At 56.2% G+C, this 21,866-nt stretch carries 24 protein-coding genes; 2 read left to right on the plus strand and 22 right to left on the minus strand.

Going from position 1 to position 21,866, the window contains the following annotated elements; all coding sequences use genetic code 11:
• Positions 1–125: 125 nt before the first annotated feature.
• From SD70_RS07870 to SD70_RS07885, 4 genes are all read right to left on the minus strand, one after another.
• On the minus strand, positions 126–839 hold the full coding sequence (locus SD70_RS07870) for a 2OG-Fe(II) oxygenase (RefSeq protein WP_041047058.1): 714 nt from the start codon (positions 837–839) through the stop codon (positions 126–128).
• Between the two features lie 266 nt (positions 840–1,105).
• Positions 1,106–1,915 (minus strand): MBL fold metallo-hydrolase, encoded by an 810-nt coding sequence (locus SD70_RS07875; RefSeq protein WP_041047059.1) that lies wholly within the window; start codon positions 1,913–1,915, stop codon positions 1,106–1,108.
• 44 nt (positions 1,916–1,959) lie between these two features.
• Positions 1,960–2,583: a hypothetical protein gene (locus SD70_RS07880; protein WP_041047060.1), complete on the minus strand. Its 624-nt coding sequence runs from the start codon at positions 2,581–2,583 to the stop codon at positions 1,960–1,962.
• A 15-nt stretch (positions 2,584–2,598) separates the two neighbouring features.
• Complete coding sequence (locus SD70_RS07885; protein ID WP_041047061.1) at positions 2,599–2,907, minus strand: DUF2653 family protein; 309 nt, start codon at positions 2,905–2,907, stop codon at positions 2,599–2,601.
• 298 nt (positions 2,908–3,205) lie between these two features.
• Here SD70_RS07885 and SD70_RS07890 point away from each other — a divergent pair, with 298 nt between their 5' ends.
• A complete protein-coding gene (locus SD70_RS07890; protein WP_052487161.1) occupies positions 3,206–4,036 on the plus strand; it encodes an S-layer homology domain-containing protein in 831 nt (276 codons plus the stop codon).
• A gap of 75 nt (positions 4,037–4,111) precedes the next feature.
• Here SD70_RS07890 and SD70_RS32970 read toward each other — a convergent pair whose 3' ends face one another.
• The 8 genes from SD70_RS32970 to SD70_RS07920 form a co-directional block, all read right to left on the minus strand.
• The gene (locus tag SD70_RS32970) at positions 4,112–4,870 is read right to left on the minus strand and encodes a M1 family aminopeptidase (RefSeq protein ID WP_052487162.1); all 759 of its coding nucleotides are present in this window, start codon (positions 4,868–4,870) and stop codon (positions 4,112–4,114) included.
• A 68-nt stretch (positions 4,871–4,938) separates the two neighbouring features.
• The gene (locus SD70_RS37720; RefSeq protein ID WP_052487163.1) at positions 4,939–5,610 is read right to left on the minus strand and encodes a hypothetical protein; all 672 of its coding nucleotides are present in this window, start codon (positions 5,608–5,610) and stop codon (positions 4,939–4,941) included.
• A gap of 222 nt (positions 5,611–5,832) precedes the next feature.
• Positions 5,833–6,639 carry a pyruvate, water dikinase regulatory protein gene (locus tag SD70_RS07900; RefSeq protein ID WP_041047062.1) on the minus strand — a complete coding sequence of 269 codons (807 nt, stop codon included), beginning with the start codon at positions 6,637–6,639 and terminating at the stop codon, positions 5,833–5,835.
• Between the two features lie 3 nt (positions 6,640–6,642).
• Complete coding sequence (locus SD70_RS07905) at positions 6,643–7,275, minus strand: helix-turn-helix transcriptional regulator (RefSeq protein WP_041047063.1); 633 nt, start codon at positions 7,273–7,275, stop codon at positions 6,643–6,645.
• Positions 7,276–7,388: 113 nt separating this feature from the next.
• Positions 7,389–7,568, minus strand: a complete 180-nt coding sequence (locus tag SD70_RS34630; protein WP_197080961.1) for a GapA-binding peptide SR1P — start codon at positions 7,566–7,568, stop codon at positions 7,389–7,391.
• Positions 7,547–8,593 (minus strand): type I glyceraldehyde-3-phosphate dehydrogenase, encoded by a 1,047-nt coding sequence (gene gap, locus SD70_RS07910; protein WP_041047064.1) that lies wholly within the window; start codon positions 8,591–8,593, stop codon positions 7,547–7,549. The genes SD70_RS34630 and gap overlap by 22 nt, the downstream gene beginning before the upstream one ends.
• A gap of 14 nt (positions 8,594–8,607) precedes the next feature.
• The gene (gene pckA, locus SD70_RS07915; protein WP_041047065.1) at positions 8,608–10,170 is read right to left on the minus strand and encodes a phosphoenolpyruvate carboxykinase (ATP); all 1,563 of its coding nucleotides are present in this window, start codon (positions 10,168–10,170) and stop codon (positions 8,608–8,610) included.
• A gap of 206 nt (positions 10,171–10,376) precedes the next feature.
• A complete protein-coding gene (locus SD70_RS07920; protein ID WP_041047066.1) occupies positions 10,377–10,958 on the minus strand; it encodes a TetR/AcrR family transcriptional regulator in 582 nt (193 codons plus the stop codon).
• Between the two features lie 227 nt (positions 10,959–11,185).
• Here SD70_RS07920 and SD70_RS07925 point away from each other — a divergent pair, with 227 nt between their 5' ends.
• On the plus strand, positions 11,186–12,388 hold the full coding sequence (locus SD70_RS07925; protein ID WP_041047067.1) for an MFS transporter: 1,203 nt from the start codon (positions 11,186–11,188) through the stop codon (positions 12,386–12,388).
• Between the two features lie 52 nt (positions 12,389–12,440).
• On the opposite strand, the gene SD70_RS07930 is transcribed toward SD70_RS07925, so the two are convergent.
• From SD70_RS07930 to SD70_RS07975, 10 genes are all read right to left on the minus strand, one after another.
• Positions 12,441–13,820 (minus strand): neutral/alkaline non-lysosomal ceramidase N-terminal domain-containing protein, encoded by a 1,380-nt coding sequence (locus SD70_RS07930; protein WP_041047068.1) that lies wholly within the window; start codon positions 13,818–13,820, stop codon positions 12,441–12,443.
• A gap of 20 nt (positions 13,821–13,840) precedes the next feature.
• The gene (locus SD70_RS07935) at positions 13,841–15,094 is read right to left on the minus strand and encodes an AGE family epimerase/isomerase (protein ID WP_041047069.1); all 1,254 of its coding nucleotides are present in this window, start codon (positions 15,092–15,094) and stop codon (positions 13,841–13,843) included.
• Positions 15,095–15,117: 23 nt separating this feature from the next.
• Entirely contained in the window at positions 15,118–15,945 is an 828-nt protein-coding gene (locus SD70_RS07940; RefSeq protein WP_041047070.1) for a carbohydrate ABC transporter permease, read from the minus strand.
• The gene (locus tag SD70_RS32980) at positions 15,942–16,583 is read right to left on the minus strand and encodes a carbohydrate ABC transporter permease (RefSeq protein ID WP_082053210.1); all 642 of its coding nucleotides are present in this window, start codon (positions 16,581–16,583) and stop codon (positions 15,942–15,944) included. The genes SD70_RS07940 and SD70_RS32980 overlap by 4 nt, the downstream gene beginning before the upstream one ends.
• A gap of 332 nt (positions 16,584–16,915) precedes the next feature.
• Positions 16,916–17,677: a glucosamine-6-phosphate deaminase gene (locus SD70_RS07950; protein ID WP_041047071.1), complete on the minus strand. Its 762-nt coding sequence runs from the start codon at positions 17,675–17,677 to the stop codon at positions 16,916–16,918.
• 16 nt (positions 17,678–17,693) lie between these two features.
• Positions 17,694–17,975: a substrate-binding domain-containing protein gene (locus SD70_RS37725; RefSeq protein WP_041047072.1), complete on the minus strand. Its 282-nt coding sequence runs from the start codon at positions 17,973–17,975 to the stop codon at positions 17,694–17,696.
• A complete protein-coding gene (locus tag SD70_RS07960; RefSeq protein WP_231571104.1) occupies positions 17,972–18,709 on the minus strand; it encodes a LacI family DNA-binding transcriptional regulator in 738 nt (245 codons plus the stop codon). The genes SD70_RS37725 and SD70_RS07960 overlap by 4 nt, the downstream gene beginning before the upstream one ends.
• The gene (locus tag SD70_RS07965; RefSeq protein WP_231571105.1) at positions 18,706–19,647 is read right to left on the minus strand and encodes a sugar phosphate isomerase/epimerase family protein; all 942 of its coding nucleotides are present in this window, start codon (positions 19,645–19,647) and stop codon (positions 18,706–18,708) included. Before SD70_RS07965 ends, SD70_RS07960 begins: the two co-directional genes overlap by 4 nt.
• A complete protein-coding gene (locus tag SD70_RS07970) occupies positions 19,598–20,785 on the minus strand; it encodes a DegT/DnrJ/EryC1/StrS family aminotransferase (protein WP_041047074.1) in 1,188 nt (395 codons plus the stop codon). The genes SD70_RS07965 and SD70_RS07970 overlap by 50 nt, the downstream gene beginning before the upstream one ends.
• A 24-nt stretch (positions 20,786–20,809) precedes the next feature.
• Positions 20,810–21,847 (minus strand): Gfo/Idh/MocA family protein, encoded by a 1,038-nt coding sequence (locus SD70_RS07975; protein WP_041047093.1) that lies wholly within the window; start codon positions 21,845–21,847, stop codon positions 20,810–20,812.
• Positions 21,848–21,866 lie beyond the last annotated feature (19 nt).

Here is a 21,866-nt window from a genome sequence, read left to right on the forward strand (position 1 = left end):
AACGTGGCGGCCAAGCCGGAAACCACGGAAACCAACTATGTCCCCTTTGGTTTCCATGGTACAAAAAAATGCCAGTTGCGTCAATATTCAAACGCCTCATCTATGATTCGGCCTCTCTGCCCGGTTCATTTGGCGTCGTGGAAAATGATACCCAGACTATATCTCGTCCCCGAAGTAATCGTACTGACGCCGTGCCGTATCGCAGTTTTGTAATATCCCCGCGATCCTAGTACAGGCCGGTAATTCGTCGGGAATATAAGTGCGGCACCTTGATCCAGCGAAATGGCATGTCCCCTGCTTTGCGCCCTGGGCCGTTGTTCCACCAGAAGAAACTCGCCTCCCGCGTAGTCCATTTCCCTCTGATTTAAAACAAAGACGACTTGGAACGGAAAGAAGACTTCGCCATACAGGTCCTGGTGCAGACAGTTATACCCTCCGGCTTCGTATTTCAGAATCAGCGGAGTGGAGCGCGACTGCCCATTTTCACGGCACTGTTCGAGAAATTGCGCAAGCGAAGCCGGATACGCGGGATCGCGGCCTAACTGTTCAAGCCAGCGGTTCGCCATTTTTGCAAGCTCCGGGTAAAACCCGGAACGAAGCTGCTCAAGCAGCTGCGGAAGCGGCGCCTGATAATATTTGTACTCTCCGATGCCAAACCGATATCTGGCCATTTGAATTGTGGTCCGAAAGCGGGCTTCTTCTTCATAAGTGCCGATGATTTCCTGACATTGGCTGTTGTCCAGCAACGCCGGAACGATAGCGTATCCCCGATCGTCCAGCATTCGCTGCAAGGAAATCCAATCTAAAGCGGTTATTCGTTTTACAAGGTCATTAGACATGCCAACCATCCCCCTTTTGCTTCATCGTCCCATCCAGCTCCTCTCACAGTATAACCTCGCGCATGAGCTTCCGTACGCGTTTGTGAGTAGGTCAGCAAGATATCGAAATCACTAGCCCGGCGAGCAAAAATAAAACGAGGCGGAAGTCCGGCTCCCGCCCCGAAGGTGATGATAATCCTCCATGTTCAATGAGTTTGATGCCGCCCTATTTTCGGCAGCGTTCGACATGAGTCCTCCGGCAACAAATCCGGTCGCATAACAGTCGATCACAAATGCACGACCATGCCGTCGTAAGCAACCTCAATACCGTGCGGCTCAAATATTTCCGTCAAATCTTCGTGCAGCAAACCGGCATTATGGGAAAAATGCGTGACCGCCATTCGGGCTCCCGGCTTCAGCACGTCATTCGCAACCATCCACTCGCGCGTCTCCAAAACGGCTTCGGCATTCATATGATTGGTCTTATACGGCAAACGGCCGCTCGTACATTCCAGAATGGCCATATCCAGCTGTATATTTTTGAGGTAATCCCACGTTTCGTCCGGGAACCAGCCGCTGTCATGGCCGTAGAGGATCGTTTTCCCGTCTTTTTCAATGCAGTAGATCAAGCAGGTCTCCATCCGGTCGTGGGCGGCGGGCAGAGGTACGATCGTCGCCGTCTGCGTCTTGACCGTCTCGAACGGGCGGACGCGATGGAAATGATATTGGTGCGGGTGGCCGCCAAGCTGCTGGAGACATTGCCGCAAAGGCAGATCATGGCCGTATACGTGAATTGGCGTGCCCGCCGATTGGGCATAACCTTCCGAGCGAATGAGCAAATCATCCGCATACAGGTGGTCCGAATGCGAATGGGTGAGGAGCAGATCCTGAATGTTATCCATGTCCAGGCCGTACCGCAACGAGTGATGGAGCGTATCGGGCGGGAAATCGATTTTCAGCGCCTCATCGATCATAACGGAAGTTCGGGTGCGGATGTTTTTGCCGCCGAGTGTCCGAGCCTGTTTGCAAGTAGCGCATTGGCAAAACAAGGAAGGTATGCCTTCGAAAGCGGCCGTTCCGAGAAACTGGATTTTCATCGAGATCCCTCACTTTACAGATATGCCGGCCCCGTCAACGCATCTTAATAGCGCGGCCGAAAAACCAAGCGCCTAATAATGGCAATAACGAGCACAATAAGGATCAAATCGATAATGATGGCCAGCGGCGAAATAACGTGCCCGCCTAAAGAATAGCCCCACCATGGCCCCCAGCCGAAGCCGTACCCTCCGAACGGATGCAGCATAGACCCGAGAAGCACTCCCGTCAAGAAGTGGCTGTGGTAAGGGTAATATGTCGATCCGACGTACCCCCCGCTATAGCCTCTGCTGGGAGTTACATAAGTCCCTCCGCGGTACCCCGTCGAATACGATCCCGTTGTGCCGCCCGAATAGCTGCCCGACGTTGAATAGCCTGACGGTTTGGATGAAGTCGAGTAGCCGCTGGAAGACGAAGACGACGGCGGCGTTGTCGCGCTCGTATTAGGGCTGGTCTTGCCCATTCCGCCCGGAGTCGTAAACGAACCGCTGCGGGTGGAGGTTGAAGGCGTCGACGAGAAGGAGCTGCTGCCGGAGTAACCGCCGCTGCGGCTGCTCGAAACGCTGCTGCCTCCGGAATACCCTTTGGCGAAAGCGTCGTTTGCTCCGGACAGGGCAAATGTGAGCATCAAGGCCAAAAAAAGCGAACCGATCGATACAAAACGTTTCATACGATTTCCTCTCCTTTATTCCCCAACGCGGACGTTCGCCGAAAAGCCTTCCCCGTGCGAAAAGGCCAATTCGACGTCCATCAAATTGATATTGAAGTTATGAACGTCTGCCAAAAACTCGCAAACCGCATCGATTACGTTTTGTTCATTCATGAAATGCTCCTTGTCGCGAAACATTCCCGTTTCCAATACATCGGCCGAGATTCCCCGCCCTTGGTCGAAGCGAAGATTGACTTGGAAATGATGCGGCGCCCTTCCTTCCCTTTTGCTGCAAAAGTGACAGGCGGAGTCGATGATTTCTTGCGTGTTTAACCTGATGAACATAGCTGGTTCCTCTCCTTTGCGGCGTAACTTCTCTTTTTACGAAGCTCGTTGAACAGACGGTGCAATCAACACGCCATCATTTTATATCGTTTTGTTCAAATTGAAAACAGACCAAAGGCTAGTACGGACATTCGGCTCGTGACGGATAACGCTCATTTTTATACTATAAACTTGTTTCAAATGTATGTCATTTTATCTCGAAAAAAAATAAATATTGTATCCAACGAACTACCCCTACAAAGCTTTTTAGTTCTTCCGAAGTAGATGGTGAAGTTAAAAAAAACCAGGAAAAGGACTGATGAAGATGAAAAAGCTTTTGACCGCCACAACCGTACTTGTCGCCGCACTGACTGTATCCGCAGCGCCGACTCTCGCTGCACAAAACAACGGAAGTATCCACATCAAAGGCAACAAAGACAATATCCGAATCAACAACAACACGGAAGTGAATAACATCAATATCCGCTTGGACGATATCGGCGGGCACTGGGCCGAGAAATACATAAAAGATTTGGTTGCCAAAGGAGTATTGGAAGGGGATGACAATCACCATTTTAACCCGGATCAACACGTAACCCGCGAACAATTCGCCGCAATGGTGGCAAGAATGTTCCATTTGACAAGCACCTCCACGACGCAGGATTTTGTCGACGTGCCGCAAAAACATTGGTCGTTTAAAGTCGTTGAAGCGACGAAAGATTATTTCGATGCTTTTAAAGACCTGAATGGCGGTTACGACTTTCGGCCCGCAGAAGGCGCGAAAAGACAAGATGTGGCGGAGACTCTCGTTAAAGTTCTTATGAAACTGAATCCCTCTATTCAATTGACGGACGCTGCCACTGCCGATCAACTGCTGCATAGCAAGTTTAAAGATGCGGACAATATCGCAGTCGTCCTGCTCCCATATGTAGCGACTGCCGTTCAGAATAACCTGATCCAAGGGGACGATCAAGGCCGCTTCCATCCGGATCGCACTCTCACGCGCGCAGAGGCGGCAACGCTGCTCGACCGCATTTCCGATTTGAACATCGTTGTCGACGTTCCGTCCGGTTCCACGACCGTAACCGGAACCACTTATGGCAACTCTGGAACAACCGTTACCGGCAGCACATACGGCGGTACAAATTGAGTTCGCATACGCTTAAAACGAAACGAGAGGGCCTTCAGGCCCTCTCTTTCATGATTCGCGAACCTATTGAAAGCCCTATGTTTTCCCGTAAACGTGCGAATTGAAATAGTCCTGCCAGCTGCGGCCCGTCTCCTTCTCCAAAACGTCCATAAAATCTTTCGTGCCCGGATGCCTGAATTTCCAAGTCTCGAAGTATGCTTTCATCACTTCTTGCATTTTGCCGCTTCCAATTTGCTGCTCGATATCTTCCAGGACGTGCTTGCCGCCGATATATACGTTGTTCACATAATCGGCCCGGTTCTTATACCGCCACGAGTATTCCGCCAACCGGTTATACGCCGGGGAGTAAGGCCTGTAAAACGGTTTCGTGTCGAGTCCAAGCTGCTTGTGCAAAAATTTCTCATCCGCGTACGTAGCGAAGCTTTCATCCAGCCACGCTTCTTCAAACTCGTTGTTCGCCACCATGCCGTACCAATATTGATGCGCGATTTCATGGGCAAGAACGAGTTCCAAATAATGATTCGGCTTCTCCTCGCTCGCCGCGGCAACCGTGACGAAAGTTGGGTATTCCATACTGCCGGCGGGTTTGCCTGCCTCCGGCGGGACTACAATCGATAGCGATGAGTATGGATATTTTCCGTACCATTCTTCGTATGCAGTCAGCGCCGCTGTAGACGTCCGGACATATCTGTCCTTCAAATGGGCGTGTTTCGGATCCAAGTACAGCTTGATCTTTGCCCCGGGGCTTCCCTGCTCTTCAGAAAATATAAAATCGGGAGATGCCGCCCAGGCAAAGTCATGAACATCGTCGGCGCGAAAATGATGCCTGACCATATTTCCCGCAAGGGGCTCGGCGGATAGTTCCGTGCCTAAAGCGGCCACGACGTCGTTCGAAGGGCAATCTATGAATACGTCATAGGAACCGAAATCGGCGTAAAACTCGGAGTTCGCATGATATTGATGCAGGTTCCAGCCTTCCTGCAACCGGCCTCTCGTGCCGCTCGGCTCGTATACGGCGATTTTCGGGAACCATTGGCCGGCCATAACGAAATCGCGGCGTAACCCATTCGTCTGTGCAGCGGCGGCAATTGCACGGTGAATTGCAAAAATAGTTTGATCGTGCCTGCGGGGGGAACGGGATCGGGAAGCTGCACTTTGAGCAAAGTCCGGTCTTGCGCGTTGCCGTCGTCAGGCTGCACGAACTGCATTTGATCCATGAGCGAACGCTCTTGCCCGGCTTCGATCCGCTCAATTTTCATAAAACCCGCCGCGTCATTTGGCAGCGCTTTCAAAAAACCTTCTTTGATTCGCTCTGTCATAAAAGTCGTGCGCTCGGACTCGAACGCATTCGGGTACAAATGGAAATACAACTCCGACACCGGAGCCTTGCCCGGATTTTTCCACTCCGCCGTTTCCGAACCGTGTAATATTTTATGCTGATTATCTAGCGATACTTGAATTTGATAATTGGCGATCCGGTCGCTCAGAGTTTGAACCGCAGGCTTGTCATCAGGCTTCCAGACGGCCGCGGCGAGACTTCCTATCAGAAATAGATGCACCAAGGCTTTGAACATATGTATATGGCTCCCCCCAAGCTTTTCCCATCGTATACCGTTGCGACCAGTCCACTCGTACTCGCCTTATCCAGCTATACTCCGAGATCATTCGTGTTGAAGGGGGGCACGAAAAAAAAGGGCAACGCCTGTCGGCAATGGCCGCCTTGTCACTTCAAGGCGGCCGTTTTTTCAGCTCTAGCACATCTTCGCAACTTGATAGAGTCTTACGCAGCAATTGTCTCAACGGACCGTAGCCAGTATAATCTCCGCGGTCTCTTCAATCGCCCTTTCCGTTACATCGATGACGAGACAGCCGAGCTGTTTGAATAAAGCTTGCGCATAGTCCAGCTCTTCCGTGACGCGCTCGAGCGAAGCATACTTGGCTCCGTCCGGCAGCCCCATCGCTTTGAGCCGCTTGGTGCGAATCCGAATGAGATTGTCCGCTTTCATCGTCAGCCCCACAAGCTTCCCTTTCGCCGCTTGAAAAACCGCTTCCGGCACTTTTACTTCGGGGACGATCGGGTAATTCGCTACTTTAAAGCCTTTGTGCGCCAAAAAAATGCTAAGCGGCGTCTTCGATGTTCTCGAAACGCCGAGCAGCACGATATGAGCGTGCTTCAGCGCCTCGGTATCCCGGCCGTCGTCGCATTTTACCGCAAATTCGACCGCCTCGACCCTTTGAAAATAATCCTCGTCCATCTGATGCAGCAAACCGGCCATCCGCTTCGGGGAATCGTTGAACGTATCGACGAACGCCTGCATCATCGGCCCCATAATATCGACGGCTTGCACCTGCAGGCGAATGGACTCCTGCCGCATCATTTCCCGGAGCTCCGGCAGGACGAGCGTATACGCGACAAAGCATCCGGTTTTCGCCGCCTCTTCCATTATGCCGCGGATTTCCTCTTCCGACTTGATGCGGCTGAATCGTTTAATATTGACCTGCTGCGCATGAAACTGCCGAATGGTGGCCCGTACGACCGCCTCCGCAGTTTCTCCCAGCGAATCGGAGCATACGAAAATCGTGTAATCGCTGCTGCCCCCCACCCTCTACTCCTCCTTACCCGCGCCCAGCGTGAAATCAAGCAGCAGCTTCGTCATTGACGTTTTCGTTATCCGTCCGACAACTTCGACTGCCTGGGAGCGCTCGGGAATTTGCAGAGGCTTTACGACCGGAAGGCTATCCACTTGATGCGCGATCATTTTCTGGGCGGCGTCGATTACGTTTTCCTCCGGCGATACGGATACGATATTCGGATACCGGGTCATCACCATGCTGAGCGGGACGGAAGAAGCATTGGCGTTGCCGAACGTGACCTTGAGCAAATCTTTGCGGGATACGATGCCGGCCAGCGCGCCCGCTCCGTCAATGACGATGAGACTCCCGACATTTTCAAGAAAAAGCGACACGACGGCATCGCCGACTGTAGCCGTCTCGCGGAGCACAACGGGGATTCCCATAATTTTTTGCACTTGAATATCTGCAAGAGCGGTGACGGGCTGCTGCTGCTTCGAACCCCACCGCCCCAAAAAATATCCGACTTTAGGCTTCGCATCGATGTATCCGAGCATGACAAGCAGCGCCAGATCGGAGCGAATCGTCGGGCGGCTGACGCCCAACAGTTCGGCGATGTGGTCCCCGGTAATCGGGGCGCGGCTTCGCACGACTTCGATAATTTCCATTTGGCGGGGTGTCAGTTCGATTGTGGTTCCCTCCCGGAACGAACGTTATCATTCCCCATTGTAACCGAACCGTTCTCCAAATGAAACAGCGATCTCCACCGTTTCTTGCCTGATTATTTGCTTCCTGCGGCAGGCCGATGCTCTTGGCACGTTTTTTTGTCGCAGACGCCGTATATTTTCGTAACGCCGTTCGTAGGCAGCGTTGCAATCAAGCTCCCGCATTTCTTGCAAAGGATCATCCCAAGCTCGTGTCCGCTTCTGCCTTCCTTGTTCATGCCAGATGCGTTAAGCATTGCGCTTTCTCCCCCTTGCCCGATAATTCGGCGCGCGCGGCATAAGCTGCGAAATCGTAAACCCGCGAAGCGTACGCCCATTCATTGTCATACCAAGCGAGAAGCTTAACCTGATCGCCCCGGGCGAGAACGGACAATCCGTCCACAATGGCCGACTTTTCATTGCCGACGTAATCCGCCGAGACGAGCGGCAGCTCGTTATAGCCGACGTAAGTTCCGATCGTTCCGGCAACCGCTTGCTGGAACGCCTTTCTGACGTCCGTCACGTCGACGGTTTGGCCGAGCTGCACTTGAAGATCAAGAAGCGATACGTCCTGGGTCGGGACGCGGACGGATATGCCCTGGATGACCGGTGCCAGATGCGGAAGCACATCCGCCAGCGCTTTTCCGACGCCGGTCGAGGTCGGAATGATCGAATTCGTGCATGCCCGCGCACGGCGCAAATCTTTATGCGGATTGTCCAGATGGTTCTGGTCGTTCGTGTACGCGTGAACGGTCGTCATCCATCCCTGCTTAACCCCGAACGCATCGTCCAAAATACGCAACACCGGCGCGATGCAGTTCGTTGTGCACGACGCCGTAGACAGCAGCCGGTGCCGAAGCGGGTCGTACTTGCGCTCGTTCACGCCCATCACTACCGTCAAATCCATATTTTTGCCCGGGGCCGTCACCAGCACCTTCTTCGCCCCGGCAAACAGATGTTTCTCGGCGCCATGCCGGTCGCAAAATTTTCCCGTAGCATCGATAACGAGGTCGACGCCGTACTCTTCCCACGGGAGCAAGTCCGGAGAACGTTCGGAGACGACCGGAATTCGTTTGCCGTTCACGACCAAGTCCCCGTCCTCCGTCTGCACGTTCGCATCCCATACGCCATGGACGGAGTCATACTTCAGCAAATGCGCGAGCGTAGGGGCCGGCGTCGTGGAATTGATCGCTCGCAGCTCTACACCCGGCTTGCCCGCCGAAAGCGCCTTGCGGATAAAAAGCCTGCCGATTCTGCCAGTGCCGCTTAGTCCGATTCGCATAGTATCCTCCTGTCCTATAAACGCGGTCCTGCTTGAATCAGCTTTGCGCCGGCATCGCCGAATTTGGCAAAGTTCCGGATGAAGCGGCTTGCCAGCTCGCGCGCTTGGTGTTCGTATTCGCTTTGGTCAGCCCATGTATCTCTGGGGCGCAAAACTTCGCTCGGAACCCCCTGGACCCGGTCCGGGCAGAAGACGCCGAAAATCGGATCCGGCGCAAATTCCGCCTGCTCGATCGTTCCGTCCAGCGCTGCCGCCACCATGGCTCTTGTGTAAGAAAGCCGGATGCGCTCCCCCACTCCGTACGGTCCGCCGGACCATCCCGTATTGATCAAGTATATTCTCGTTTGATGCTTGTCGATTTTGTCCGCGAGCATGTCGGCGTACACGGTCGGATGAAGCGGCAGGAAAGGCGAGCCGAAGCACGTCGAGAATGTCGCTTCCGGTTCCGTGACGCCTCGTTCGGTTCCCGCCAGCTTCGACGTGTACCCCGACAAAAAGTGGTAGATCGCCTGCTCCTTCGTCAATTTCGCAATCGGAGGAAGCACTCCGAACGCATCCGCCGTTAAAAAAATAATGACGTTCGGATGGCCGGAGACGCCGGGAACGAGTGCGTTCGGAATATGCTCGATCGGATAAGCCGCGCGCGTATTTTCCGTGATCGAGGTATCGTCGTAGTCGGCGATGCCGGTCTCGGGATCGAGAGCGACATTTTCCAGAACGGCGCCTTCGCGGATAGCCTTCCAGATTTGCGGCTCCTTCGCTTCCGACAGCCCGGCGCACTTCGCGTAGCAGCCGCCTTCGAAATTAAACACGCCCCGCTCCGACCAACCGTGCTCGTCGTCCCCGATTAAACGGCGGTTCGGATCGGCGGACAGCGTCGTTTTCCCCGTGCCCGACAAGCCGAAAAACAGCGCCACATCGCCCTTCTCTCCGACGTTAGCGGAACAGTGCATAGGAAGGACGCCCTGTTGCGGCAGCGTGTAATTCAGTACCGTAAAGATCGATTTCTTCATCTCGCCGGCGTATTCGGTGCCGCCGATAAGCACGATCTTCCGCTCGAGGGACAGGCAGATGAACGTTTCGGACCGGGTTCCGTCCGCGGCGGGGTCCGCTTTCAGCCCCGGCAAAGCGATTACGGTGAACTCCGCCCGATGCGTCTTCAGTTCCTGTTCGGAAGGGCGGATAAACAGCTGGCGGACGAACAAATTGTGCCACGCGTACTCGGTTACGACCCGGATCGGCAATCTGTGGGCTTCATCCGCCCCGGCGAAACCGTCGAATACGAATAATTCCCGCTGCTCCATATAACGCAGCGCTTTCTGATAGAGCCGCTCGAATTGCTGCTGCGACATCGGCTGATTCACCGAGCCCCAAGCGATATCCTTCTCCACGGACGGCTCCGTCACAATATATTTGTCTTTCGGAGAACGTCCGGTATACGCTCCCGTTAACACCCGAAGCGCTCCTTCCCGGGTCAAAACACCTTCGCTGCGCTTAAGCGCAAGCTCCAATAGACGTGCTGCCGGCAAATTTTCATGCGTGATGATTGTGTTTGAAAGCTGACCCTGTACCTTCATGTTCTCCCACCTTCTTATTAAGTAAAATGACGACTGTTTCTATTTATTGCGTACTACTTGCCATTTAGTATACGTTATATATGCGAAATTGTTAACAAGATATTTTTTATTACGTATTAAATAATTGTTTATCACAAAGAAAAAGCCATTTCGGGATCATAACCGATCCGAATGGCTGCATTTTTGATGCATCAATGATATTTTCCCTATTGAAGCAAAGCAAGTATTTGCGATACGGAGTTGTGAACAAACGATCTTTCGGGCCGAGACTTCAATAATACGGTTAGCCCGATTAACGAAACGACCATGGTCTGGGCCAAAGCTTTGGCGTTTTTATCAGGCGCGAGCTCCCCGGCTCGTATCCCCCGTTCGATCGATTCCTGAAATAAGACGGAAAGATACATCTGGTGCTCTCTTGTCAAAATTTCAAATTTTTCATCGTGTGGCGCGAGCTCCGCCATCGTATTGACGCAGAAGCAGCCGCGGCACGGGCTGGCGCCATACTCCTCTTCGACCAATTCCGCAAAAAAAGCGCGAAACGCTTCCTTTACGGACGGATGGCTTTGAAATTTTGCCCGGACGCGGGAAGCATGATCTTTCGTATATTTGCGCAGCGCGGCTTCGAACAGCTGTTTCTTGTCGCCAAAGGCCGAGTATAAACTGGGGCGCTGGATACCCATTCTGGAAGTCAAGTCGGAAAGCGAGGTAGCCTCGTAACCTTTCTCCCAAAATAGTTGCATGGCTGCATCCAACGCTTTTTCCTCGTCAAATTCGCGCGGTCGAACCACAGCAGACCCCCCCGTTTCGGAATGCGAATAGAAATCGTCTTATTTCATACCAAACAGTATGGTTAAATGTTACCTCGCAAACGGCAAATTGTCAAAAAGATGTTTGATCCGAATGTGACGATTGACAAAATTCGCTTCCCCAAGTTATATTCTTTGTAATCATTTTATACCGATCGGTAATTAATTTGATTGCGCAAACAATTCAAACGGAAATAGGTGAATGAACATTGGAGAAAACGAATGAACTCCCCGCATGCGAAGCTCCCGATTCATCCATTTCCCGCTATTTGGCGCTGCTCTTTGCTATTCCATGCGGCATGGCCGTCGCCAATATCTACTATGCCCAGCCGCTGCTCGATGCTTTGTCGAGCGGGTTCGACATCGATCGTTCAGCCATCGGCATTGTTGTAACGGTCACTCAGATTTGTTATGCACTGGGCTTGCTGCTGCTCGTGCCGCTCGGCGATTTGCTGAATCGGCGCAAGCTGATTGCCGGCCAAATGCTTTTATCCGTAGCGGCGCTGTTGACAGTCGGCTTCGCCCCTTCCGGCGCCGTGCTGCTCGCCGGCATGGCGGCGATCGGGCTGCTGGCCGTTGTGACACAGACGCTCGTAGCGTTCGCATCTACGCTTGCTGCGCCGGCAGAACGCGGGCGAATCGTCGGGTTGGTAACAAGCGGCGTCGTCATCGGCATTTTGTCCGCGCGAACCGTCGCCGGCCTCTTGACCGATCTCGCCGGATGGCGTGCGGTTTATCTCGCTTCCGCAGCGCTGACGCTAGTCTTGATCGGCGTATTATGGCGCGTGCTGCCGAATGCCGAGCGCGAAAGATCGTCCATGTCCTATCCGCAATTGCTCCGCTCGGTGCTGCGGCTATTTTGCGAAGAACGGATTCTGCGCGTTCGCGCCGTGCTGGCTTTGCTTATTTTTACCGACTTCAGCATTCTGTGGACTTCGTTGGTGCTCCCACTCAGCGAGCCGCCACTGTCCCTTTCCCATACCGCCATCGGGTCGCTCGGCCTTGCCGGCGTTGCAGGAGCGCTGGCCGCTGCCCGGGCGGGGAGGCTGGCCGACCGCGGATTAGGGCAACCGACGACCGGTGTCGCTCTCGCCTTATTGCTGGCATCGTGGTTGCCGATCAGCTATACCAAACATTCGCTACTCGCTTTGGTCTTCGGCGTTATTCTCCTTGACCTGGCGGTCCAAGCCGTACATGTCACCAACCAAAGCATGATTTTTACCGTGCGCCCCGAAGCGCGAAGCCGTCTTACCGCCGCTTACATGATGTTCTATTCGTTCGGCAGCGCCGCAGGCTCCATTGTTTCCACCAAAACGTACGCGCATTTCGGATGGCATGGCGTCTGTGCGGCGGGTGCCGCGGTTAGCGCACTGGCACTTCTGTTCTGGGCTCTGACACGCAAGGGCAAGTAAAACTGCCGCCTTTTGGACGCAAAAAGGGAGCCACTTTCGTGACTCCCCCCAATCAGCGGCCGTGCACGAGCTCCTCCATCGCCGTGCGGATCGCTTCCTCCGCTTCCGGCGCCAGAGGGGCCGGAAGCCCAAAGTAATAAATGTAATCCACCGCTTCGTAGCCGCCTTCGGCCAATTGCTCGGCCGTGCACACATAGCCGAGCATACCGTCGCAATAGCATACGGGCAACACCCGCCCGGCGAAACGTGATTTCAAATACGCACCGTACTCGCCCGACATTTCCGCGTTAGCGCACAGCAGCGCAAATCCTTCCGCCAGCTCCACATAGCCGAGCTTAAGCTCGACCGAGTCCATGGACAATTTATCCCGGTCAATAAGGTGCCGACTCCACGCTTTCAACACGTTCGCGTCGGGCGCGAGCTGCTTGACCGCGCCGCCCTGCACGGCTGCCCCGGGCGGGGCCGGCTGCGGCGAGTTCGGCACGCCGGCATCGCCTTCAATCGGATAAGCCCATTTCGCTGCTTGCTCCCGCGACGGCGGCTCCTGCAGCCGGAGGGGGACGAGCGCTGAGCGGGCAGCGAGGGACCCCGGCGCGAGCCGTGTCATCGGCTTCGCCAATATAGCAACCACCTCGTCAGCCAGCTTCCGGCCGATCGCTTCGACTTCCGCATAACCGCCCCTGTAAAATTCGCCGTCTCTTACGAGCGCAGGCCGTACGTCGGCGCAGGCGCCCTGCAAAAACACCGATACGGCTTCCCCGCCCAAGCTTTGCTCCACAGCCTCCATGGCGACGCCGGGGTATTCCGGCGACAAAGTGTTGTCACCGGACACCGTAGGATGGCACGCATAATGGACAAGGACGGCTTTCGCCCTTCCGTCCGCGGCCGCATAACGCACGACGGACACGTCATGATCGATCGGCACGTCCGGGTTGGGCGCCATGCGGATCAAGCCGTCCGCCCGCTTCCGGCGGTAAACGCCAAGCTCGCAACGTCCGCTGCCGCGCTCCGGATATACGTGCTCCGGCGCCGCCGCCGCCCGCTCCACTGCTTCCAGGATGCGTTGTTGCAGCAGCGCCACGTAACCGCTGTCCGGCTCACCGAGCAGTTCGGTGTAGCCTCCGGCCGTTTGCGGGCCCGAATGGCTGTGCGTGGCGTGCAGCACGATCTGGTTGTTCGTCAGTCCCCATCTCTTTCCGAGCGCGCTTTTGAGCTTATCCGTTATTTCGTCGCCCCAGCTGAGCAGATCGGCGGATACGATCAGCGCCTGCCTGTTTTCCCCCGGCGCGAAAAACAATATCCTCGCATAGAGAGGCTTATCTATCCTCTCGTAGTTGCCGCTTCGGTGCGCAAAGCCCGCCAGCGGCAGCGGATGCTGCGGCGTGATGTCCGCCTTCGCGCAGCCGAGCCGCACGAATCCGGATTCCGGCATACGATCAGCCTCCTTGCCTGTCAGCTTTCTTTTTTCAAGCCGTCCAGCAGCTCTATGGCCAGCAGCATATTGCGCAAAATGTGATACGGGTCTTTGACGGGCAGCGCGACCGTCTTGTCGACCGGCTTCCCGCTCCGATCGCGGATTTGGATCCATTCGCCGACCGCCGCGTCGGGGTTCGGAAAGGTGCGGAACACATAGTCGTGTGCCGTCCGGTATTTGTCCAGCAAGCTGCTGCGGCCGGTCAGGCTGTGCGCAAGCAGCAGCGAATAAAGGATCTCCGAATGGGGCCACCAGATTTTCATATCCCAGGTGTCGACAATGAGCGCCTCGTATCTGCCGCCGATAAGCCGTCCTTTCGGCGCGCCTCCGTCGCGGTCGACTTCGCGGAACAAGCCGCCGTACTCCGCATCCCAGCCCAGCTCGAACGACCGCTCGATCACGTCCGCCGCCTGCTCGATCCGGTCCGCCCGGCCCGTCTTGGCCGCCTCGGCCATGACGAACCACATGCATTCGACGGCATGCCCCGGCGTTATATGGCGGCACAGCAGCGTATCGGCGTCACGGGGATCGGCCGGCAGCATTTCCCGCAGCAGGCGGCCGTCGCGGAACCGGTCCATAATCGAGTCCATATATCCGCTCGCCTCGGCTCTTACTGCCGCCGCTTCCGGATGGCCGTGCGCAGCCAGCGTGTCCGCCAGCTCCTGCGCTACGTTGAGCAAAATCATCGGCGTCGACTGCGCTTCGAATCCGTCCGGCACCGGGTACGGCTCGCTGCGCGCATCTCCGTTCGCGAGCCGTTCCCTGATGCGGCGATACAGACGGAGCGCATCGGCGAGTGCCGCTCTGTCCGCGGAGACCGAAGCGTATTTGGCGAAGCCTGAGACGACGAAGCAATCGGCGAAAAAGCTGATATCGTAGCCGAGGCCGGGAATCGCTTCTTTCTTGTCTCCGTCCGCGGTCAACACATAAGCGCAGTTCCCGTTGTCCAGAAACACATGCCTGCGCAAAAACTCCGCCGTACGCCGCGCATGGTCCAGGCAAAAATCGGCGTCCCCGGCCAGGGAGCCTCTGCGCATCATCGCAGCCGCCTGCGATAAAATCCAGACAAACCTGCCCTGCGACCAGGTGTATTTGTCCGTGCTGACGAGCTCCGTGCCCGCATTGTTGAAGCAGGTGTAAATGCCGCCTCGTTCGCTGTCGAGCGCCCGGTACCAGAACGGCAGCAGCACGTTTTCGACATGCGCGCGGTAAAAAGGCAATAACGGTTCCATCGGCCACCCCGCGAAAGGTTAAGTTATTTGCTTCCGGTCATGCTAACGCTTTGGATAATGTGCCGCCGCAGGAACAGGAACACGAGCAAGATCGGCAGCACGGAAATGACCGAGCCCGCGGACAGAACCGTCATATCGATCGAGAACGAGCCCTGGAAGCCGGCGAGGCCAAGCTCCATCGTAAACATTTTCTTGTCGCCGACGACGAGCAGCGGCCAAATAAACGCGTTCCAGGCTTCGATAAAAGCGAAAATGCCCAAGGCGCTCATCGGCGCGACGAGGAGGGGCACGACGATTTGGCCGAATATGCGCCATTCCGAAGCGCCGTCGATTCGCGCAGCCTCGATCATCTCGTCGGGAATTTGCTGGACGATATTTTGCCGCATGAAAAAGATGCCGAAGCTCATGACCAGATACGGCAGCACCATGCCGCCGAACTTATTCAGCAGCTCCAGCTGCTGCATCTGCAAATACAGCGGAATCATATAGATTTCGAACGGGACGATAGCGGTGGTCAAAAAGACCGAAAAAATAAAAGTCAGCCCGTAATAACGGAATTTGGCGAAAATGTAGCCGGAAACGAGCGATGTAAACAGGATCGCGAGCGCCGACACCGTCGCCATCTTCAAGCTGTTCCAAAAATACAGATGGAACGGAGCCGTTTCGAAAACGGCCGCAAAGTTGCGGAAATTGAAATGCGCGGGAATGAACGTCGGCGGCCAGGCGTTGACTTCGGTGCTCGTCTTGAACGCCGTGCCGACCATCCACAGAAAAGGAATGACCATAATAATCGCGCCTGCCGTTAAGAGCAGCAAGCTGGCAATTGATGCGATGCGGTTTTTCCGTTTCATCGTCTCGCCCCTTTCGCGGAAGCAGTGTTGTCCTTAGCCAGCCACAGCTGAACCAGCGTAAGAACGAGCACGATCAGGAACAGAACGACCGCTTCGGCCGAGGCGTAGCCCATTTTGTAATATCGGAATCCGTTTTCGATCATGTCGTAGACGAGCACTCGGACCAGGTAGCCCGGAGAGCCTTGAACGTCGGAGGCGAGAATGTACACCTGGCTGAATACGTTGTACCCGTGAATGAGCGTGACGATGGATACGAACACGGTGATCGGCTTCAGCAGCGGAATCGTGATGTAGCGGAACGCCTTCGCTCCCGCCGCCCCGTCGATGGCCGCCGCTTCGTAATATTCCTTCGAAATGCCGGTCATGCCGACAAGAAAAATAATCATGTTGTATCCGATCGTTTTCCACACCGTCAGCATGATGACCGATACGACGGCCAAGGAAGTGTCGAACAGCCACGCCTGCGGGGCGATGCCGAACCAGGACAGAAAGTAGTTAAGGAGTCCGTGCTTGGAGTCGAGAATCCACTTCCAGGTCATGGCCACGGGAACCATCGGGGTAATGTAAGGCAGGAAATAAAGCGCCTCGTACCAGGACTTGAAGCGGATTCCCCGGCTGAGCAAATGGGCGATGAACATGGCGATCGGAACGCTGAATACGAGAACGCTGAAAGCGATGATCGACGTATTTTGAGAGCGAGCACGAATGGCTCGTTCTGAAACAGCGTTTGGTAATTATCGAGACCGACAAAAGGCTTTTTGACGGATACCATGTCCCAGTCGAAGAAGCTGATCCCTATCGTTTTGACAATCGGTATAAACCGCAAATAGCCGTACAACACAATGATCGGCGCTAAGCCGACGATGCAAAACCAGTGGCCGGGTTTAAGACGGAACTTTTTCCTGGTGACGGACGCCATATTCCTAACCCCCTTTTCCCAATATTCAACTCGAATGCACGAACGCGCCTGTCACAATAAAGAGGCGCTGTCCGCATCGAGGTACAAGCGGCAGTCTTTGGCTTTCCGCAGCACGGAAGCCGGGCATTTGACGTCGACGGGACCGTACAAGGCGTCGCGGACGGCGCCGCTTTTGCGTTCTCCGGGAACGGTGCAGAAAATGGACGAAGCCGACAAAATCGTCGGAATCGTGAGGGTGAGCGCTTCTTCGGGCACTTCGTCCAGAGCGGCGAAGCAGCCGTCGTTCACTTGCTGGCGGCGGCTCGTTTCGTCCAGCTTCACGATTTTGATCGGATGCGGGTCGCGAAAGTCCGCAACGTGCGGATCGTTAAAAGCGATATGGCCGTTCTCGCCGATGCCGATGCAGGCGATGTCGAGCGGATAGTCCGCCAGCAGCCGGGCGTACCGGGCGCATTCCGCGGCGGGGTCGTTCATCCCGTCGATGGCATGGAACTGCCGCGGCTGCCTCAGCCCGAACAATTTGTCCTGCAAGTAACGCGAGAAGCTTTGCGGCGCTTCGGCCGGCAGCCCGATATATTCATCCAGATGAAAGCACATAAGCCGCTCCCACCGGATTCCCTTCTCTTCCCTGAGAAAGTCCAGAAATTCGTTCTGGGAAGGAGCGGAAGCGAAGGCGACCGAGACCGCAGCCTGCGTCTCCTGCAGCTCCCTGATTTTGGCCGCAACGTCGCGGGCTACGGCCTCCCCCATCATTTCCCGCGAAGGATGGCGCATTACCGTCATCCGGCTTACGGTCAACTGGCTTTTCTCCATGTGCAACCTTCCGTTTCTATTGGGGATATATTGGTTTGACCGACGAGCGAACGATGAGCTTTTCCTGCAGCGTCATATGTTCGTACGAGCCGGCCTCTTTCCCGAAAATGCGGTCGAACAGCTTGCGCGCCAGCGCCTTTCCGCCGTCATAAGTCGGAATGGAGACGCTGCTGAGCGGAAAGGTCGTCAGCTCGATGTCGTCGAAGCCGACGACGGACAGATGCTCCGGCACTTGCAGGCCGGCAGCCGTAAACGACTTGATGAGGCCGATGGCGATGACGTCGTCGAAGCAGATCACGGCGGTAGGGCGGTCCTCCGCTTTTGCTTCCGCCAGCCGGGCACCTGCGGCGATGCCGTCCTCAAGCCTTTGGCTCCGTCAAAAATAAACTTTTCGTCGATAGGGACGCCACGCTGCCTCATCGTATCGGCAAAAGCTTCGAAGCGAAGCTTCGACGCTCTCGAGGTGCTCAATCCGCGGACGAAGCCGATCCGGGTATGGCCGCTCTCGAGCAGCAGTTCGGCCGCCTGGCGCCCGCCTCCGTAATCGTCGAATTCCACCGTATCGCATTCGAGCCCTTGAATTTTGCCGAGCAGGACGAACGGCACCGGCTTTTGATTCAGCGCGAAAATGTGGTCGAACGACACCTCTTCGAGCAGCGGCGCAATAACGAGGCCGTCCACCCGTTTGCGGACCATGGCCTGGATATGTTTGATTTCGGCCTGATGCGATTCCCCGCTGCTGCACAGAAACACGGTATAGCCGTGCTCCTCCGCCACTTCCTGCACGCCTTTGGTCATATGATTGTAGAAAGGGTTGGTGATGTCCTTAATAATCAGCCCGATCGATCCGGTCGAATTCGAGGATAAGCCTCTGGCGATTTCGTTAGGCACGTAGCCGTACTTCTCGGCCGCTTGCAGCACTTTCTGCCTTGTTTTGGCGGAGAAGCCTTCTTTGTTGTTCAGGACGCCGGAGACCGTGCTTTTCGCAAGGCCGGTAACCTTGGCCAAATCTGCGATAGTGATGTTCATCATGATGTCCTCCCCGCCGATAAAACGGTGCGCAGACCCTCCAGCGTCAGGCCGGTGCCGTGGGCCGCCGTCCCGCCCTCAGGCACGTAATGAGTCTCGATCGTGTACAGGCCCGAATAACCGTCGCGTTCCAGAGCGCTTAACTGCGCCCCGTAAGGCACAGCCCCCTGCCCGATAGGCACGCACCTCGGAACTCCGCCCTCGTCCGTCAAGGCATCCTTCAAATGCACATGGCCGATAACGTCCTTCACCGCGCCGTAGCCTTCCGGGTACGCCGGCTTGCCGCCATAAGCTTCGTTGCCCGGGTCCCACAGCACCTTCAGGGCGGGAGAAGCAGCGAGGCGCGCCAGCCGGCCGACCTCCGCCGCATAGCCGCCGTTGCACGAAGGCTCATTTTCCAGCAAAAGCGTAACGCCGGCCTTTTCCGCCATGGCCGCCGCCGCTTTCAAATGGGTCACGATATCCGATTCGTAAGCTTTGGGGTCGTTTTCCCGCCAGAAGGAAAAAATACGAATTCGCTTTGTACCAAGCAGCCCCGCAATTTCGATTGCCCTCTCCAGCTTGCGGTAGTGCGCCTCCACCCTTTCCTCGCGCTGTCCGAACGCATCTCCCGTTTGCACGGGACGCGACGGATCGAGCGCGCATTTGAACACGGGAGACGCGACAGCGGACACGAACAGCCCGCGCTTCTCCGTTTCCTTCCTGATATCCAGCAGCGCGGCGTCCGCCAAATCGATGACGTTGCGCCCTTCCACCGTGCGGATTTCCACATGAGCCAAACGGTGCTCCGCCGCCCAATCCAGAGCTTCCCGCAAGTCGGGGGATACTTCGTCCGTCAAGACGCCCAGACGATCCCAAATCATCGGCATTCGTCCTTTCCAGTCGTTTCTGTCAAGCCGATTGTACGACTTTTCGGAAGGCGGCGGCAATATCGCGGACATCCTCTTCGCCGCCCAGCAAGACGTTCTGCGGCAGCCAGAGAGCTTCTTGCCCGCACGCCCGCTCGGCGACCGGACACGGCTGGATGCGGGCTTCCCCCGTTCGCTTCCGGACCTCGTCCAAAATCGCGCGGTTCCGGTTGAGCGGCACGTAGCCTTCGTGCACCGGAATTCCCTCCGCGTTCATCCGCGCGAAAAACTCGCGTTTGCCAAGCTTCAGCCGCTGCGGGTCGATTTTGAACAAATACAGATGGTAGGCGTGGCGAGTCACCTTCGGGCCGTATTGGAGCGGCTGCACGCCGTCGATTTCCAGCAGCAGCTCGGTGAGCAGCCGCGCGTTGCGCTCGCGCACCAACATTTGCTCCTCCAGCCGGGTCAATTGGCCGAGCAGGATCGCCGCCTGAAATTCGGTCATCCGCAAATTCCACCCGAGAACTTCGTGCTGGTACCATTCGCCGCCGCGGATGCGGCCCGCGTTCGTCAGCGACCACGCTTTGTCCGCCAGCTCCGGATCGTTCGTCACAATCATGCCGCCTTCGCCGGCGTTCATATTTTTGCTGGACTGGAAGCTGAACGTGCCCAGGTCGCCGATCGCTCCGACCGGCCGCCCGTCCCAGCGGGCGCCGACCGCCTGTGCGGAGTCCTCGATGATGCGCAGGCCGTGTTTTGCCGCTATTTCTCTCAGCCTGGTCATATTCGCCGGGCCGCCGCCGATGTGGACCGGAATGATCGCTTTCGTCCTCGGCGTAATTAGCGCCTCGACCTGTTCCGGGTCCAGCAGGAGCGTGTTCTCCTCGACGTCCGCAAATACGGGGATGGCTCCCAGCATGAGCGGTGCAGCCGCGGTCGCGTAAAACGTGTACGGCGGCACAATGACTTCGTCGCCCGCCTGAACGCCTGCCGCCAGCAGAGCAACCGTAATCGCCACGGTGCCGTTCACAACGGTCACGGCATGCTTCGCTTCATGCAGCGCGGCAAACCGCTCTTCCGCCTCCGGCAGCTTGACCCGGCCCGTGCCGCCCCATTTGCCGGAACGGAGCACTTCCATCAGCAGCTTCTCTTCCGTCTCGCCATATACCGGCCATTCGGGGAAAGGCTTCGTCCGCACCGGAGCTCCCCCGTCAATTGCCAATTTGGACACTTGACACGCCTCCTCTTCGACCTGCTAATTGTTCAGAAAAACTTCCCTTCCCGTTCTGGCGGACTCGTAAATGGCAAGGATCAGATCGACCGATTTCCTCGCCTCTTCGCCGCTCACGTACGGCTCCCTGTCATCGCGAATCGCCCGGATGATGTCGTTGACATAAAAGTAGTGGCCCTCGACGGCGATATTTTGCGGATTGCTGCTGGACGACAGCCCCAGCGTATCTTCGTATTCCGGCGCAGGCTCCTCCCGGCCGTGAAACGTCCACTGCCTGATCCCCTCATCGCCGAATTCGATCGTACCCCGCTCCCCGTGAATTTCGAAACGGGTCTCTTGTCCGGGATATACGGAGGTCGCCGCCTGGATGGTGCCGAACGCCCCGCTCTTGTATTTCAAAGCCGCAACAGCCGTATCTTCCACTTCAATATCTCTGGCCAAAGCACCGGTATAGGCAAATACCGACTCGACATCTCCCATCAAGAACTGAATTAAGTCGACGCCGTGCACGCCCTGGTTCATGAGCGCCCCTCCGCCATCCAAGCGCCACGTTCCCCGCCAGCCGCCGCTGCGGTAATATTCGGGGCTGCGGTAATACTTCAAATAGGCGTTGCCCAGCACGGGCCTGCCGATCTTGCCGTCCAGCATCGCTTGGCGGGCGTGCAGCATAGCGGGCATGAGCCGCCTTTGGAACACGCAGCCCAGCTTGACATTATGCTTTCGGCATTCGTCGATCATATCCGTCATCCGCTGTGCATCCACCTCCAGCGGCTTCTCGCACAGCACGTGCTTGCCGGCCCGCGCCGCCGCGACGGCCACTTCGGCATGCAGCCCGCTCGGCGTGCATACACAGACGACGTCGATTTCTTCCATACACATCATGTCCCGGTAGTCGGCAAATAGGCGCACATCGGCAAAGCCTTCCGCAAGCTGTCTCGCTTTATCCGCGTTCTTGTCGGCTATTGCCGCAAGCTCCGCACCTCGGTGCCTTCGGATCGATTCCGCATGAAGCTTGGCGATGGATCCCGCTCCAACGATGGCGAACCTGATTTTGTCCGGCATGAACGCCCCCCCTTTCTCC

Origin of the sequence: Gordoniibacillus kamchatkensis, assembly GCF_000829455.1 — a bacterium.
GTDB lineage: Bacteria > Bacillota > Bacilli > Paenibacillales > NBRC-103111 > Gordoniibacillus > Gordoniibacillus kamchatkensis.

Excerpts from the sequence above, each read along its gene's own strand:
- gap (WP_041047064.1), bottom strand. The coding sequence starts at position 8,593 with ATGCGAATCGGACTAAGCGGCACTGGCAGAATCGGCAGGCTTTTTATC.
- SD70_RS07930 (WP_041047068.1), bottom strand. The coding sequence starts at position 13,820 with ATGCCGGAATCCGGATTCGTGCGGCTCGGCTGCGCGAAGGCGGACATC.
- SD70_RS37720 (WP_052487163.1), bottom strand. The coding sequence starts at position 5,610 with ATGTTCAAAGCCTTGGTGCATCTATTTCTGATAGGAAGTCTCGCCGCG.
- SD70_RS32980 (WP_082053210.1), bottom strand. The coding sequence starts at position 16,583 with ATGTTCATCGCCCATTTGCTCAGCCGGGGAATCCGCTTCAAGTCCTGG.
- pckA (WP_041047065.1), bottom strand. The coding sequence starts at position 10,170 with ATGAAGGTACAGGGTCAGCTTTCAAACACAATCATCACGCATGAAAAT.
- SD70_RS07975 (WP_041047093.1), bottom strand. The coding sequence starts at position 21,847 with ATGCCGGACAAAATCAGGTTCGCCATCGTTGGAGCGGGATCCATCGCC.
- SD70_RS07880 (WP_041047060.1), bottom strand. The coding sequence starts at position 2,583 with ATGAAACGTTTTGTATCGATCGGTTCGCTTTTTTTGGCCTTGATGCTC.
- SD70_RS07870 (WP_041047058.1), bottom strand. The coding sequence starts at position 839 with ATGTCTAATGACCTTGTAAAACGAATAACCGCTTTAGATTGGATTTCC.
- SD70_RS34630 (WP_197080961.1), bottom strand. The coding sequence starts at position 7,568 with ATGCTTAACGCATCTGGCATGAACAAGGAAGGCAGAAGCGGACACGAG.
- SD70_RS07890 (WP_052487161.1), top strand. The coding sequence starts at position 3,206 with ATGAAGATGAAAAAGCTTTTGACCGCCACAACCGTACTTGTCGCCGCA.
- SD70_RS07875 (WP_041047059.1), bottom strand. The coding sequence starts at position 1,915 with ATGAAAATCCAGTTTCTCGGAACGGCCGCTTTCGAAGGCATACCTTCC.
- SD70_RS07950 (WP_041047071.1), bottom strand. The coding sequence starts at position 17,677 with ATGGAGAAAAGCCAGTTGACCGTAAGCCGGATGACGGTAATGCGCCAT.
- SD70_RS07935 (WP_041047069.1), bottom strand. The coding sequence starts at position 15,094 with ATGGAACCGTTATTGCCTTTTTACCGCGCGCATGTCGAAAACGTGCTG.
- SD70_RS07885 (WP_041047061.1), bottom strand. The coding sequence starts at position 2,907 with ATGTTCATCAGGTTAAACACGCAAGAAATCATCGACTCCGCCTGTCAC.
- SD70_RS07905 (WP_041047063.1), bottom strand. The coding sequence starts at position 7,275 with ATGGAAATTATCGAAGTCGTGCGAAGCCGCGCCCCGATTACCGGGGAC.
- SD70_RS07940 (WP_041047070.1), bottom strand. The coding sequence starts at position 15,945 with ATGAAACGGAAAAACCGCATCGCATCAATTGCCAGCTTGCTGCTCTTA.
- SD70_RS32970 (WP_052487162.1), bottom strand. The coding sequence starts at position 4,870 with ATGGTCAGGCATCATTTTCGCGCCGACGATGTTCATGACTTTGCCTGG.
- SD70_RS07965 (WP_231571105.1), bottom strand. The coding sequence starts at position 19,647 with ATGTCCGCGATATTGCCGCCGCCTTCCGAAAAGTCGTACAATCGGCTT.
- SD70_RS07960 (WP_231571104.1), bottom strand. The coding sequence starts at position 18,709 with ATGATGAACATCACTATCGCAGATTTGGCCAAGGTTACCGGCCTTGCG.